Below are 15,514 nucleotides of genomic sequence, written 5' to 3'. Positions count from 1 at the left end.
TAACTTAATTGTTAAGTCAATTATTTTTAGCTCGCCGCTCGTCAGGCTACTTGGAGAACTAAAAATGGAATCGTATTTACAGGAAGTTAAAAATTTTAGACAGCAATGGCCAGAAATAGAGTTTGTCGACCTGATCTTCACTGACATAAACGCCACTCCACGTGGTAAACGCATCCCAGTGAGTGGACTCGACAAACTGCATAAAGGGGTCGCTCTCCCTTTATCTACCATTACCTTGGATACCAAAGGAAATGTAGTGGAGTCTGCTGGGCTTGGCGAAGATTTGGGCGAACCAGACAATATGTGCTTCCCTATCGCCGATACACTCATGCCAACGGCAAAACCTCAAGTGGGTCAACTGCTGTTGAGCATGATGGATGAAACGGGAGTAAACCCAAACTCTCTATTTATTCGCAATATTGTTGGCGGCATGGTCGAAAAACTGCACCGAAAAAACCTTTATCCCTGCATTGCTCTAGAACTTGAGTTCTACCTAATTGATAAGAAACGCGGTGAGAATGGAGAATTGCAAACCGCCATTAACCCGACCAAACACGTCCGTGAAAAAGATACTGAAGTTTATGACCTGGGTGGTCTGGATGATTATGCCGACTTCCTGTCCGATCTAAGTAAAGTGGCTCAAGAGCAAGGGCTGAACACATCGGGTGCTTTATCTGAATCTGCACCAGGGCAATTTGAAATCAACTTCAACCATTCAAAAGATGTGTTGCGAGTTTGTGATGAAATCATCATCGCAAAACGTGTCATCCGTCAGGTTGCCAACCAACATGGTTTTGATGCCACTTTTATGGCCAAACCTTTTGCAGAGCAAGCTGGTAATGGCATGCATATCCACATCAGCCTTGTCGACGAAGAAGGTAACAACCACTTTAGCCTCGCTGATGGAAGTGAGAGCCCGCTGTTTTATCAGACTATCGCGGCAATGCTAGCGCAAACATCCGATTCAATGGCGTTAATCTGCCCTAATATCAACTCTTTCCGTCGCTTTGTGCCTGGTGCTTATGTACCTACCCAAGCTGACTGGGGAGTAAACCACCGTGGTGTCGCATTACGCGTACCAATTAGCGACAGCAAGAACCGTCGTATTGAGCACCGTATTGCAGGCGCAGATGTGAATCCCTACATTCTCGCAGCTGTCGTGCTCTCCGCGGTGCTGGCAAGCGAAAACTATACCAAAGAACAATGCCCTCCTTCTCTTAGTGATAATGCTGTTGACTTACCTGTGCGAATGTCTGAAGCTCTGGATCAATTGGAACACAGCGAGTTGGCTCAATACATCTCGAGAGAATTCATCGATTTATTCCTAGCCTGTAAACGGAGTGAACTCGCGGAATTTGAGCGAGCCGTTACTCCCCTAGAAATCGATTGGATGTTGCACTCAGCTTAACAAAGGACTGACAAGCTATGACGACTCAAACAAAGGTGCTGGATGCGCCATTTAAGATCAATACCCAACATATTGTGGTCACCTTACTGGTGATAGCGACCTTTATCTTCTTTACTGCTATTGGCCTTAGCCATGAAGAAGGTCAAGCTTATGGCTGGATGAGCCTGCTCCCAACAGCGTTAGTACTCGTCTTTGCTCTCACGACTCACCGTACAGTAGAAGCGCTATTTAGCGGTGCGATTGCTGGGGTTTTACTGCTAAATCCGGCACAAGCCGTTGAGCAGATAGTTGATATCTCAATGACGGTTATGATGGATGAAACCATTGCTTGGATCATTCTGGTCTGTGGCTTGATGGGCGGCCTGATCGCTATCCTTGAAAAAGGCGGCAGCATACTCAGTTTCTCAGATATGCTGGTGACCAAAGTGAAGAGCCGTCGCCAGTCGATGCTGATGACATTCGTACTGGGTATCGTGATCTTCATTGACGACTACTTGAACGCCATTGCAATCTCATCCTCAATGAAGAAGGTGACGGATGGCTACCAGATTTCACGTGAAAAGCTCTCTTATCTGGTTGACTCAACCGCAGCACCAATTTGTATTTTGGTACCGATTTCTACGTGGGCAATATTCTTTAGCTCACTTCTGGAAGCAAACAATGTGGCCGAATCTGGCGAAGGTATCAAGACCTACATTGAAGCCATCCCATATATGGCATACGGTTGGGTGACGCTAGCAATTGTTCTGCTGGTTGCACTCGAAAAGATCCCAGATCTTGGTGCGATGAAAAAAGCCGAGCAACGTGCTAAAAACGGACAAGTTCGCCCAGACGGCGCTGCTGACATCGATTTTGGTTCAGATATTTCAGCACACACCAGCCCAACTATGGGTCTTATCAACTTCCTACTTCCAATGGTCGTGCTTGTTGCGGCAAGTTGGTACTACGGTATCGATCTATTAGCAGGCGTCTTCGTTGCAATCATCTTTACGGTTTGTTTCTATGGGGTACAACGACTGATCTCAATGAACGACATGTTTGAGGCGATTTACGACGGTATCAAGGTCATGCTGTTACCTCTAGCAACCGTTATTGGTGGCTTCATGCTCAAAAACGTCAACGATTCACTGGGTGTGACTCAGTATGTTATTGAGACGGTTAGCCCTTACTTATCTGCATCCTACTTCCCTGCCATCATCTTTATGATCACTGGTGGCCTTGTGTTTGCGACTGCATCATCTTGGGGTACGTTTGCGGTAGCAATGCCGATTGTTCTTCCGCTAGGTGAACAACTTGGCGTGCCTCTACACCTAACTGTTGCAGCACTACTTTCTGCCTCAGCGGCAGGCAGCCACTCCTGTTTCTTCAGTGATTCAACTGTACTCTCTGCTCAAGGTTCTGGATGTACTTCGATGCAACATGCTACCACGCAGTTCCCGTATGCACTGATTGGTATTGTCGCTACATTCCTGTTCTTCCTATTCATAGGCTAACCACTCGTTTCACCGATGCAATCAGCCCCGCTTACGATAGCGGGGCTTTAACGTTAAGAGCATCGCAAATACCCCATAACATCTAGCAACAATCAAATTCAGGCAAAATATGCATACTGTTTTATAATATAGGTTCATGGCTAGGTGTATTAAGGGTAGTTAAGATGAGAATCACAGACAAATCCCTCGTTGAACAACAAAAAATATCAGAAACCGAGTTAACACAAAGACTGCATCTTTTTAGGCTCACGACGAGTGATATCAACGAATTAAGGACGATGAAAGGGGTCATCTCTCGTCATTTAGATGCCATTGTTGATGACTTCTATACCCATCAAACTCGCAGCCCAGATGTCGAAACGTTAATTGGTGATGCGGGTACATTACAGCGCTTAATGTCTGCACTAAGACAATACATTACCGATCTGTTCAGTAAAGATATCAATTTGGATTATGTCGAACATCGACTTCGTATCGGTCTAGTCCACAAACGCATCGGTGTAGACCCGAAAATGTATCTATCTTCGGTGAACTACCTCAAAGCGAAGCTGATCTCTACGATTCATGATCATTTGGATGATCCTAATTATGCTCAGATGCTGAGTGACATTCTCGACCGATTGATTGATTTTGATGTTTCTTATGTATTTGATACTTACATAAAAAGCATGATGAACGAAATCGAGATTGAGAAGAACAAATCCTTTCAGTACGTCAATGAGCTCGAGTCTATTGTTCAAGAAAGAACGCGAAGCCTTGAAAAGATGGCGCGTTTAGATCCACTGACCAATCTCTATAACAAGCGCGCTTTTGAAGAGTTTACCAGTAAGTTGTTTTCAGAAGCACAACAACAAAACGATCCCGTCGCCATCGTCTATATCGATGTCGACAACTTTAAACACTTCAATGACCAGTTTGGTCATGAAGAAGGCGACAGCGTGTTGATTATTGTCTCTGATTGCCTCAGAGGCGCTTCTCGCAATGTTGACCTCTGCTTTAGAGTTGGTGGCGATGAGTTCGTGGTTGTCATGCCGAGTTGCACTAAAGACTCCGCCGTCGAGAACTATATTCCACGCATGATGGAAAGCCTTGCCTCTCTGCGAAAAGATATATCGCTTAGCGTTGGTGTAGCACAGTCAGGTCCGAAAAATTACCTCTGCTGCCAGGATACTTTGGCACGAGCAGATAAAGATATGTACCTCAATAAGACTCGCAAATCGCCCAACAAAAATGAACAACCGCTAAAATGCGTAGCACTTAAAAAGTAACTGCATATCGCCCCTGCCGACTATTACTCACGATTCGGTAGGAATGAAATATAAAAAAACCTGCCGTACAGCAGGTTTTTAATCTTAACGGACTGGTTAAGCCCAGAAAGTCATCGCGATAAAGGTTAACGCAGCGATACAGGCGAAGTTGAGAATAAGTCCAACACGCATCATCTCGCTCTGCTTGATATGACCTGAACCAAACACGATCGCGTTAGGTGGCGTTGCCACTGGCAACATAAAGGCACAAGAAGCGGCTACGGCAATCAATACCGACAGAACCACAGGTGACATACCGAACGCTTCCGCCACGCTGGCAAAGACAGGGATCAGCAATGCTGCGCTGGCTGTGTTACTCGCGAACTCCGTCAAGAACACCACAAACACGGCAATCACAGCGATAATAAAGAACACGCCTAGGTGAGCAATCAGCTCGCTCAAACCATTAGCAAGGAAAACACTCGTACCTGTCGCTTTAAGAACATTACTTAGACAGATACCACCACCAAACAGCAGTAATACGCCCCAGTCAGCGGTTTTTTCAATGTCTTTCCAATGCACCACACGTGCAAAGTTAACGGCAACAATCGCAGCTAGTGCAACGACAGTATCAAACTTCGCGTAGCCACCCAGCATGGCATTGATAGGCTTACTGAAAATCCACAAGCAGACGGTCGCGGCAAAGATGCTTAAAGTAACGATTTTGCCTTTATCCCAGTTGACTGGCTCGTTGTTCAACTCAAACTGACCACTCAAGTTTGGTTTTAGAACCGCATACAGTACCGCGATAGAGATAGGCAGTAAGATCAAGGTCGTTGGAATACCAAAGCGCATCCAATCTGTGAATGTTAGACCTACTTCAGCCGCAGCAATTGCATTCGGTGGACTACCAACGATGGTCGCGATACCACCAATACTTGCGCTGTACGCGATGCCAAGCAACACAAATACGTAAGTCTTATGGCCGCTTTCTGAGTTCACCTTGCTCAAGACACCAAGCACAAGAGGCAGCATCATCGCCGTCGTTGCTGTGTTACTGATCCACATTGAAAGCGCCGCCGTTACACCAAATAGCATAAACACTGCAACGCTCATTTTACCTTTGGCTAAAACAAGTACCTTATCAGCGATAACCTTGTCTAACCCCTGTCGGTGCATAGCGGCAGCAAGAGCAAAGCCACCAAGAAACAGAAAAATGATGGAGTTAGCAAAGTTATTTAGAGCCGTTTGGGTATCAAAAACACCAAATAACACGGCCATGATCGGGACGAGTATGGCCGTTACAGTGACATGTAGGGCTTCTGTCAGCCAAAGAATGGCGACAAAAATTAACATACAGATACCCAATACCACTTTAGGATCAAATGGTAAGGTAAAGTATAGAGCCGCAAACAGTGCGATATCGGCTAAGACAATCATACTGTTGCGGTTAAACAACCATTCTCTGGTATTGGTGGGCAAAGGGACACTATCATTTCTATTCATTATTATATTTCCTTATGAGGGCCATGTGGCATAGCAAATGATCCCACACAACCTGCTTTGGAAATATTTTTCATTGCAAATCTGTTAACCATATCAACAACATGGAAATATTTGTTAACAACATGAATAGATTGGACATTTTCCCATCAGAAAAACGTCTATTTTGACACCAATTTATCAAAACTATCCATCACTTGTTGGCACTTCATTACTCGTCCATGCCCTTGATCCTGTGTTGTGACCAAGCTGACATTCGCCATTTCTTGCGCGGCTTTAACCGACTCAGAATACTTGGCAAACTTATCCTGTTCATCATGAACAATAATAGTCTGTGCTGAGCGAGATTTAAGTTTACTGTATGGATCAATCGACTTGAGAGGATAGCGATATTGCTCTTCCACCTCGTTAACCACCGCATCAAATAGACGCATCGAGTGGCCAGAACGCGCAATACTGCCAAACAAGTTATCCAGATAATCGAGCAAAGGAGCGATAAGCAGCAGTGGTTTATCCACTAACTTTTGATGATGGCATTCAAGCGCAGAAACCGTCCCCATACTATGCGCCACTAGCCCTGCAACATCATCAACGCTATCTAGAATGGACTCTAAACCAAGAACAAAGGCTGGGATATGACCATAAGCACCTTCACTGCGGCCATGCCCTGGATGGTCATAAGCCAAAGCGGTGTAGCCCTGACTTGCGATGTGCTCCATCAGCGGGAAAAACTGATTAGCACTACCAGACCAACCGTGCGTCATCACCCAAACTGGGCCACTACCCAGTTGGTAAGTTTTCAGTAACCCTTCCTTCGATGCCACTTCACCAGTAACCAATCCACTCGGTAACTCATTTTTAGGCTTAGCTCGAGCAGGGGTGAGTAAAAGGTTACGCGCAGTTCTCTTTGCGTGTGTAGGTGCCAGAGTATGATGAAGGCGTGTGGTTAAGTTTACTAAGCTTTTCTTAACACTAAACTTTTTAGCGGTATTAAAGTAAATCTTCTCACTCATCTTGTAGTCCTTGTTATGCCAGTCTCTTACACCCCAAAAGCGAACGACCGTGCTATTTTAAGTTAAATAATAAGCTAAGTCGTCATCCACTTAGCTTAGTTTTACTTCCAGTCCGCCATCAGACGCTGAACGCCCAGCCAGAAGTGTTGTTGACTTGCCTGCTCACCGCGTATGGAGTAAAAAAGGTGCGCACTTAAATACAAACCATACAGCTCATAGATTGCTTGCTTTGGGTCTAAATCGTGGCGAAACTCACCATTTTCTACCCCTTTTGCTACCTGAATCGTTAAGTATTCAATCCATGTTGCAATGGTCTTTTTTAGCACCTGTTGAGTGGGTGACGCTTCGCTACCCGTTTCTTTCCATGCATCAAGAAACATACAGCTACCCTGAAAAGAGTGATTCCAACCTAGCCAGTTATCGAGTAACTGAGTTAGTTTATCCTCGATGCTGATCGACGTCCTCTCCCGAGCAGGTGCAATAACACGCTGAGTAAAAATCAAATTGGCATGCTCCAACACCGCTATTTGCAGATTATCTTTGGAGTTAAAGTGGGCAAACAAGCCACTTTTCGACATCCCGCATTGCTTTGCTAGCTCCCCAATGGTGAGACTCTCAAGACCATTCTCACTCGCCAGTTCAAATGCCTTGCTTAAGATATTCTCTCGGGTAATTCTGCCTTTACTCATACCGCTCTCTCATTGCTATTAGTGCTATTTTTAGCACACTCGTACTTTTTTGCAATGCTCAAAAAGGATTAAGTGAAAATTAATGTCGTGTATACCCAATCAACTTGAAAATGCAGGCTTGAGTTTTTCAGAAAGAACGTAGTCACTAAGGTGGCGTGCAACGGTTGATTCATGAATGCGAAGAGCTTGAGCAATCATGGTCTGACTCCACCCCTCTGTGGTAAGCAATACTGCTTTAATACGGTCACGCACTCGACCATCACGAGTAGAATCGTGCATTTGTTCGAGTTGCAGTTTCTGCTGAGGAGTCAGTGTAATTTTCATGGTTCGTAGCATGATCCTGATTCTAAAGAAAATCAAGCATCTTCAATGATCAGGGGTATAGTGTCCTGATAGCAAAGCAAATGCATCAAAAACAGTTATTATCTGTGGACTCTATTTGTGAGTCTCTTTCGATTTCTCGCGCTACCTTCTATCGATATTTATCTCTCTGAGACTGGCTATTTTGGTTTTCATTTTTTGGATCAGATGAGAGTTCGTTCTTTGCAGAAAATAAAGTTCAGATAAATCCTACACTCAATACCTGCTTAAAAATGATACTGTCTATTTATCTATTTATCTATTTAACTATCTGGAAATTATGAAAAAAATAATATTACTTACTAGTTTATTTAGTATTCCTGTACTGGCTGCGACGGAGTCCCCTCAGATTTTTGTTGGCGTAAAGGGTGGGTATCAATGGGCCCTAGACGACAATTACAATCGTTCAAATCCAGAGGGCACAATTTTAGGTCTCTATGGCGGGTTACAGTTTACGCCCTCTTGGAGTTGGGATTTAGGCTATCAATATCACGATAAACTAAAGGCGGACGCCACATCAGTTAATGTTAAAACTTGGTTGATTGAAAGTGCTCTTCGTTACGATTGGTACCTACAAGATAACCTAAGTTTATACGGTCGGCTTGGTGCTGCTTATTGGGACATGGAAAAAACGCAACTGTCTTCAAGTAAGAGCGATGCGACAGGTTTTTCTCCTCTCGGTGAGGTGGGGATTAACTATTACTTTAACCCTAACGTCCGATTATCAACGGGCTATCAATACATTGACAGTATTGGTAAGTCAAACACGGGTAAGTATGATAGCCATGGATTGTTGGTCAGTCTAACCTATACGTTTGGCAGTACAACTCAACCAGCGTTAGTCGAAACAGCGCCAACGTCGATTATTGAAGATACTCCCGTTAAAGAGACTGCCACTGTAAAAACACCTCCTCAAATACAGGCATTTTCACCAAAAACTACAGATGGATTGTTTGGTTTTGATTCAGTCGAACTTAGCCAAGAGCTCATTGACCAATTAACTGAGACCTCTTCAGTATTAAATTCTTACCCACAAGATCAAGCCAAAGTTGTTGGACACACTGACTCAACGGGCTCAGCACTCTACAATCAAAACCTTTCTGAGCATCGTGCTCAAGCGGTTGTCAATAAACTGATTGAACTGGGTGTCACACCGACACAACTTGAGTGGAGTGGTGAGGGTGAGTCTCAACCGGTTGCAGATAACAATACTGCAGAAGGACGAGCTAAAAATCGCCGAGTTGAAATCACCATCCTTAGCTTCCAGTTTCAAAAATAAGTTGAATTAGTATGAATACATATTTTAAATCTCTATTTTCAATAGCAATTGCTTCATTATTAATAGTATTAACCGGTTGTAATTCAGAGGGCGCATTCAGTTCTCAGCCTCAGCCTCAGCCTCAGCCACCAATAGACGCGACAGTGATTGAAATTACGGTGACCCCCTCACCGATTTCGGTGTTAGTAGGTCGCACACAACAGATGGTCGCGGTGGCTAAATACGATGATGGAGCCGAAAGTGACGTCAGTGATTCTGTGACGTGGGAGATTGTTGGAGACCCAACAGTCGCGATCATATCCGCTTCTGGTTTAGTAACGGGTAACACTAAAGGTGACACTGAACTCATAGCAAAAAAGGATGGCATCACCAGCGATACGGCAAATGTCACTGTGTGTGACTTAGCTGGTACATGTATTGATATCTTCGATACAGGTACTGGTAAGTTATTTACCAATTCACCATCAGTGGCCTATCTAGACAGCATTGGCGGTAGTGCTACAAACAGTACTTATACTGAAACAGGATCTAGAGGCCCAGCTGGTGATTTCTACCTATTCAACTGGACTAACGCAAATGCACTGTGTACTACCTACAACACCCATAGTCTCGGCGGACGAACTAACTGGCGTTTAGCGACAAGAGACGAGTTAAAAATGGAGCTATACGACGTATATGGTAATATGTTTACCGCGCGCGGTTGGCCGACCGCCTACGCCCATTGGTCGGCGACTCCTAATGATTCTAGCCATTACGACAACTATTACGACGTGTACCTCTCCGGTGGCAGCATCGGCAGCGTCCATCCGAGCACCACGGACTACGTATCCTGTGTCTCAAATCCTTAAAGTTGAGCGTTTAGAGTTTAACGTTTTAATTTTAGTTTTTGAAGTGTCAGAGTTGCATCTGGCACTTTTTAAAGGAGGAAGATAAGTGAATGTTGAAACTAAATTAGCATTGGTTGAAAGCAGTCAACGTATTGTTGGCATAAAAGAGGGGATGTTTGTACGTTTCTATGAGCAATCACTCTTTGGTTGGCAGCAGTGGGTATCTAAACAGGACCAATTACCGACATTGAAGGTGTTAAGGACAAAGGTTAAGAAATTGAATGGAAGAAAAATCACCTTCTAACCCTTGTGATGAGGATCTGTTAAATCGTCGATATGTTCGATTGTTTTTACCCGAAGCAATCGTCAATAAAATCTTTATCGAGCGTGTTGTGTTCAAAAACACTTCTTGTTAGATTGCTTGAATGAAATATATATCCGCACCTTCACTATTCTTCTGGTGGCGCTCTAACTAGAGCGGCGCGGAATTCTTACATTCTTATGCTGCTGGAAGGTAGCTAAGATTGTCATCTCTTTTGTATCTCCAGTAGCGATCTATTTATCTCGGAGATACACATATGAAAACTCAACAACACATTGAACCAAAAGAAATTATCCTCACTGGCGATCGTGCAACTGGTCCCTTGCATCTCGGCCATTACGTTGGTTCGTTAAAACAGCGAGTCGCATTGCAATCCATTTGTGAGCAAAACATTCTGGTTGCAGATATACAAGGTCTGACTGACAACGCCCACAATCCACGTAAAGTCTCATCCAACATTCTCAATGTGGTCGCAGACTACCTTGCTGTTGGTATCGACCCTTCACAAACCACCATCTGCCTGCAATCACAATTGCCAGCCTTGGCTGAGCTGACTATGTTCTACAGTAACTTAGTCACTATAGACTTAAAGGACAGGCACCATTAAATTAAATCGTTTGTATACCCGCTAAAATGGAATGTTGTGGTCAACTAAAATTGACCACAGTTTTGTAAGTTTTCCAGTAAAGCCTTCCCGACTTCTTTCTAGGTCACTTGTAACCTGAGCCATGAGGTAATCCGAACCCTAACTCCTGATCACCACTGCGGCACTTGACTTGGTTGTTTACTTTAATCGTTTCGTTGACTAACTTCATAACCACGCAACATGGTTTTTATATGAGCGGTAGGTGTTTCGCCTGTTGTTGTCATGTACACATGTCCAATTAAGAATGCGAGTATCATAAATGCGCTAATTATGTGCAGTGTGGCAACCCAACCGAGTGATAAAAAACCTAACCCGATACTTTCCCACTCTGAATAGAACAACAATAGTAGACCTGTGACCCAGACCACCGGGGCCATGACTAACTTCCAACCCAAATAAGCGAATCGCTGTAATGGGTTGAGTTTAAGCTCTGCTGTCGGGTGAAACGGGTGTGCCTCACCTGTAAAAATCCCGTTACGATAATAATTGATCACGGCACTGAGTTTATCTGTGGTAGGAATGTATTGCCTCCACTCACCGGTGGTGAAATGCCAGAAAATGGCGAACACCCATAAGGTCATTAAAGTAAAGGCGCAGTATTCATGCCACAACACTGCGGTGCCAAAACCAAATAGAGTGTAGGTACCATGAATTTCAAACCCCGTGATTAGCATCGCTATCATCAACAAGGCTTGGCTCCAGTGCCAAAAGCGCTCGAACTTTTTATAGATAATGACTTTCATCACGAGTCTCCTTTTTGGGAAGATGTCCCTTTAATTCTCATCAATGCATGACCAATTACCACAAGCAAAGTCATGAGCACAACCAGCCAGCCTACGTTGTCTAGCCACTGTATTGAGGTTTGGGATGGAATATAAAAACCGGACAGAGCGGCTAGTCGACCATCTTGGCTATGGCACGCGCCACAACTTAACGCTTCTTCTTTCGGCGCAACCATATGAACAATAGGGAAGTGATAAACACTATCGACAAACGTCATTTCACCACTATAGGTTTCGCCTGTGGCCGCCATTCCGGCCGTGGCGGCTTTGTCCCAATCGAAGTGTTTCCAGTACGCATTTTTGTCTTTGCCGAAAAGGTGCGGTGTCACCATGATCTGATTGGCCGTGTCATAAGGTTGAGTGCTGCGCATTATTTTGAAAGGCCATACACGGCTATCGTCATCACCACAGTTGCCCTGGGGCTTGGTCAGCTCAACGACACCCTCTTGGTTAGGCACTACCTTTTCGCCAATTGTGGTATAGCGCATATCGCCATTAAAACAGGCATAATCTGGGGTAACATTTCTTTGCCAGACAAAGTCACCTTTCGTCGGTGTATAAGTGACATAACCTTCATCATCTTTCGTTGTTGAGCGAGACTTATCTCCGGCGGTTGACCAATCCCAAACGGTTTTGGTTTTTTTCTCTCTGGCATATTCTGGGACATGACAAGTAGAACACGCGATGTTTTCAACGTGCTCATTCAGTCTATTTGCTAGTCGATTGCCTTGGTGTGGTGCTAGCCCATGGCAAGATTCACAAGACGCTCGATTTTGATCCCCATGCCCGGGAAAGTCGATACCATCAGTATCCTTGGCATTGACAATGTAACGTGATCCTGCGGTTTGGTGACCACTGGTGGTATGACAGTCTTGACAGGCGAAGTTGGCTCCATCACTCGACATATGTACGTCCAATGAATGGCTGGGGTTTGAAAGACTTGAATCCATGTCGCCATGCTTAACGCCATCACCGCCACCTCCGAAGAAGTGACAAGAACCACACGTATCGCGGGATGGATCTCCAACACTTTGCGCCGCCTTACTTAGGTCAACTGGTGCGCGTTCTTTGCCAGAGCCAACTGGCCACTCTTTGGCGACATAGTTTGGGTGACCAGCATCTGTTGGAAATTTTGAGTATTGGCCAGAATTGTCGTGGCAAACTAAGCAGTCGACGTTCTCTTGCTTGGTGTGATCAAAGGTATTGTCTTTCCAGCCATACCCTACGTGACAACTGGTACATCGAGGTTCATTGGAGGCGGTTGAGATACAAAAATTATTGATGACGTTTTTTTTACCAACAATTTTGTCTTCGAGGCCAACATCGAATGCCCACGTCCAGTGAGTCGTCTCCTGGATTTGATGAGCCGCTTCAGTATGACACTCCAAACATGCAGCGGTTACATCAGGTCCAGAATTAAAAGGCCCTTGCAGTTGTGTAAATGTTGAGTGGTCCGCAGTCGATTGTGCAAACACAGTCGAAGAGTATAGTCCATTTGTTATCACTATACTTAAAATCAAAAGCAACATCCTGTTCATACCAACACCTTAACGTTAGCAATCCATTAATTAGACATTACTAATGTAACAACTTCGCACTCTATATCCACAGAAAAACAACGGTTAATTGAGATAAATCAAATAACCCAGAATTGAGCAAATAATATGAGATATCGATCATATAATTGAATGGGTGGGCTGTGTTTCTGAATTTAGCTTACGAGCGGACGCTAGCTAAGTCGCTAAACAATCGTGGTCTACCACGCCTATCCTGCTTAGGTTGTTTCCATTCAGTTATTACTTCTTCGTCAATCCAAAACGTCAGTGAACCCCGGTTGATTAGTGAGTTATTGTACTTGCGCCAATTAGAGCATTAGTATTTGATGCCTTACTTAGACAATTGAAAAATCACTTTGTACAGCAGTGGCCAATATGGTTTGACCACTACACAGATCAATTTTATCAATTGATAACCGCTTTATTTTCCTAAAGAATCAGTTCGGAAAATGTTCACTTAAGAAGCTTATAACGTGCGGAACATATTTGTCAGTATCAAAGACCGGAGCACTGTGTCCTACACCTTCCTCAATGAACAGTTGATTAGGTACCCTGTATTCATCCAGCTTTGCTTTTAATATCTCACTTTGAGATAAAGGCACTCGCTTATCCAAAGTGCCGTGCAACTGGATATATGGGGGTGTACTCTCATTCACATAGGTCGTCGTAGATGCTTGCTTGGCAATCTCTGGAATGTTGCTTGGGATATCCCCTAAGAAGCGAGACACTGATGACTGATTGCTGGTTTTCTTGCCCCCCTTATTACCCAACTCAAGTAAATCAGTAGGACCGAAAAAACTCACCACAGCAGAAACCTTATACTTCGGCGGATCATAGAAATCCACTTGGTTGTATGCAGAGTTAGTTGCGCCGATAAAACCCGCCAAATGGCCACCCGCTGAGCGTCCCATCATCACGAGATTATCAGCTTTGATACCTAAAGACTTAAAGGACAAAGACTTAAAAAAGACTTAAAGGACAGGCACTATTAAAAGATACTTATGCTCCAGGCATAATCTATCGGTGAAATCGGTATTAATTTGTCCGACAGGGGGAGAGGGGTGCGTTCTGTCTGTCACGGTTTTGCGTGAATGAGTCTATTGAGGCTTTTTTGAGTATCGAGTGACTCACCAAAAACAATTTTGGTTTGGTGTGGGTTTCTTACTAGAGATTTAACGGTTGGCTAATAGCTTTAATCGCTTAACTATCCAAGCGAAGTAAATTGAGTCGCTTTCGATTCATCAGCTGTTTGGCCATCATCGAGCTTTGGGTGCAACCTACTGCGGTGCAGCGCAGACGCTCCAACTGAGTACAAGTCTCAAGCCAGTTTGCTTGATTGATATTAAGTCTTTGCAATATCGGTAGCGTATCTTCACTTAAGCTCACTTTACCTTCTCGGTATTGACGTGCTGTCCAATCGACTAGCTCGATGTAATCCATCAGTCGAAACGGTATACCATCACGTTGATGGTTTTTGTCATTCCCAACAAACGGGTAAAGGCAAGGTGCCGTCTCTCGCTGATTGTTTAATGCCTCAACTCTCGCTTTGATTGAGGTGTAATCGGAGGTTTCTGGTGTTTGGGCTATTCCAGCTCTTAGCGGGTTTAAGTCGACATAGGTCATCGCTGCCGCGAGCGCCTGTTCATCTAGTAGAGCCTGGCTTTTGAAGCGGCTTTCCCAGAAATGTCCTTTGCATTGGTCTTCTTTGTTGGCTTGGCAGGCAATCTCAAAATTAAGCTCTTTCATAAACCAACTTAGGCTCCATAGTCGCTCACGCCAAGATTCGATAATCGCTAAACACACTTCAAGCTCGGCCTTACTGGTGAGCGGCCCTTCTAACCATCGAGACACGATATTGGGCAGTTTGTGTGCTTGCTGCCAACGCTCAACCACCTCATAAGCCGATAGATTTAGGGCTTTCTCTCGATTGATATGTAAGACTAAGTGGTAGTGGTTGCTCATGATGGCGTAAGCGCAGATGTCAATGCAGTAAAGTTGCGAGAGCGCCATCATTTTTCGCTTCACCCACGCTCTGCGATGCTCATAATTTTGTTGAGTGATAGGGTCAGTCCCACACAGGAAGCTACGCCTGACACAGCGAGAGACGCAATGATAATAAGGTGTGGCATCAACGCATATCTGTTGTTTTCTCGCAGTTGTCATTTTTACGCCCCTTTGGTGAGTTATCCAGTGAGGTTAAGAATGCCAACAACAATCGGCAACCCGCATGAATAGAACCTTTGGCGTAAGTATCAACAACTCACTCTTATTTCATCCTTTATGGCGTGTGATGAGATGGTCACCTCTATCTCGGCATCGCAATGTGCCATGATTAACTTTTGACAGAATCAAGGATAAAGGTGACCAACATGAAATATAGGCTTATTAG

At 44.4% G+C, this 15,514-nt stretch carries 12 protein-coding genes and 4 pseudogenes; 7 read left to right on the top strand and 9 right to left on the bottom strand.

Features of this window, described 5'->3' with window-relative positions:
• Window positions 1-64 precede the first annotated feature (64 nt).
• The 3 genes from DA100_RS04760 (at window position 65) to DA100_RS04750 (ending at window position 4,169) form a co-directional block, all read left to right on the top strand.
• A complete protein-coding gene (locus DA100_RS04760; protein WP_138971136.1) occupies window positions 65-1,408 on the top strand; it encodes a glutamine synthetase family protein in 1,344 nt (447 codons plus the stop codon).
• Window positions 1,409-1,425: 17 nt separating this feature from the next.
• Window positions 1,426-2,901 carry a Na+/H+ antiporter NhaC family protein gene (locus DA100_RS04755; protein ID WP_138971135.1) on the top strand — a complete coding sequence of 492 codons (1,476 nt, stop codon included), beginning with the start codon at window positions 1,426-1,428 and terminating at the stop codon, window positions 2,899-2,901.
• 164 nt (window positions 2,902-3,065) lie between these two features.
• Window positions 3,066-4,169, top strand: a complete 1,104-nt coding sequence (locus DA100_RS04750) for a GGDEF domain-containing protein (protein ID WP_138971134.1) — start codon at window positions 3,066-3,068, stop codon at window positions 4,167-4,169.
• Window positions 4,170-4,265: 96 nt separating this feature from the next.
• On the opposite strand, the gene DA100_RS04745 is transcribed toward DA100_RS04750, so the two are convergent.
• The 4 genes and pseudogenes from DA100_RS04745 to DA100_RS04730 form a co-directional block, all read right to left on the bottom strand.
• Window positions 4,266-5,654: a DASS family sodium-coupled anion symporter gene (locus DA100_RS04745; RefSeq protein WP_138971133.1), complete on the bottom strand. Its 1,389-nt coding sequence runs from the start codon at window positions 5,652-5,654 to the stop codon at window positions 4,266-4,268.
• Window positions 5,655-5,812: 158 nt separating this feature from the next.
• Window positions 5,813-6,664: an alpha/beta fold hydrolase gene (locus DA100_RS04740; RefSeq protein WP_138971132.1), complete on the bottom strand. Its 852-nt coding sequence runs from the start codon at window positions 6,662-6,664 to the stop codon at window positions 5,813-5,815.
• 101 nt (window positions 6,665-6,765) lie between these two features.
• Window positions 6,766-7,353, bottom strand: a complete 588-nt coding sequence (locus DA100_RS04735; RefSeq protein WP_138971131.1) for a TetR/AcrR family transcriptional regulator — start codon at window positions 7,351-7,353, stop codon at window positions 6,766-6,768.
• A 114-nt stretch (window positions 7,354-7,467) separates the two neighbouring features.
• Window positions 7,468-7,677 (bottom strand): annotated as a pseudogene (locus tag DA100_RS04730) (helix-turn-helix domain-containing protein); the annotation flags it as partial.
• A gap of 316 nt (window positions 7,678-7,993) precedes the next feature.
• Here DA100_RS04730 and DA100_RS04720 point away from each other — a divergent pair.
• The 4 genes and pseudogenes from DA100_RS04720 to DA100_RS04705 form a co-directional block, all read left to right on the top strand.
• Entirely contained in the window at window positions 7,994-8,992 is a 999-nt protein-coding gene (locus tag DA100_RS04720; protein ID WP_138971129.1) for an OmpA family protein, read from the top strand.
• An 11-nt stretch (window positions 8,993-9,003) separates the two neighbouring features.
• Window positions 9,004-9,840 carry a DUF1566 domain-containing protein gene (locus DA100_RS04715; protein WP_138971128.1) on the top strand — a complete coding sequence of 279 codons (837 nt, stop codon included), beginning with the start codon at window positions 9,004-9,006 and terminating at the stop codon, window positions 9,838-9,840.
• Window positions 9,841-9,925: 85 nt separating this feature from the next.
• Window positions 9,926-10,123, top strand: a complete 198-nt coding sequence (locus DA100_RS04710; RefSeq protein WP_138971127.1) for a hypothetical protein — start codon at window positions 9,926-9,928, stop codon at window positions 10,121-10,123.
• 274 nt (window positions 10,124-10,397) lie between these two features.
• Window positions 10,398-10,724, top strand: a pseudogene (locus DA100_RS04705) (tryptophan--tRNA ligase); the annotation flags it as partial.
• A gap of 206 nt (window positions 10,725-10,930) precedes the next feature.
• Here the strand turns inward: DA100_RS04705 and DA100_RS04700 are convergent.
• From DA100_RS04700 to DA100_RS04680, 5 genes and pseudogenes are all read right to left on the bottom strand, one after another.
• Window positions 10,931-11,530, bottom strand: a complete 600-nt coding sequence (locus tag DA100_RS04700; RefSeq protein ID WP_206208551.1) for a cytochrome b/b6 domain-containing protein — start codon at window positions 11,528-11,530, stop codon at window positions 10,931-10,933.
• On the bottom strand, window positions 11,530-13,107 hold the full coding sequence (locus DA100_RS04695; protein ID WP_138971125.1) for a tetrathionate reductase family octaheme c-type cytochrome: 1,578 nt from the start codon (window positions 13,105-13,107) through the stop codon (window positions 11,530-11,532). The genes DA100_RS04700 and DA100_RS04695 overlap by 1 nt, the downstream gene beginning before the upstream one ends.
• A 193-nt stretch (window positions 13,108-13,300) precedes the next feature.
• A pseudogene (locus DA100_RS04690) lies at window positions 13,301-13,453 on the bottom strand (transposase); the annotation flags it as partial.
• Window positions 13,454-13,562: 109 nt separating this feature from the next.
• Window positions 13,563-14,060, bottom strand: a pseudogene (locus DA100_RS04685) (prolyl oligopeptidase family serine peptidase); the annotation flags it as partial.
• Window positions 14,061-14,325: 265 nt separating this feature from the next.
• Complete coding sequence (locus DA100_RS04680) at window positions 14,326-15,288, bottom strand: transposase (RefSeq protein ID WP_171052138.1); 963 nt, start codon at window positions 15,286-15,288, stop codon at window positions 14,326-14,328.
• Window positions 15,289-15,514: the final 226 nt, after the last annotated feature.

This window comes from Vibrio sp. Hep-1b-8, assembly GCF_006124995.1.
In the GTDB taxonomy this organism is placed as follows: Bacteria; Pseudomonadota; Gammaproteobacteria; order Enterobacterales; family Vibrionaceae; genus Vibrio.
This window is presented reverse-complemented; position numbering and strand designations above follow the sequence as displayed.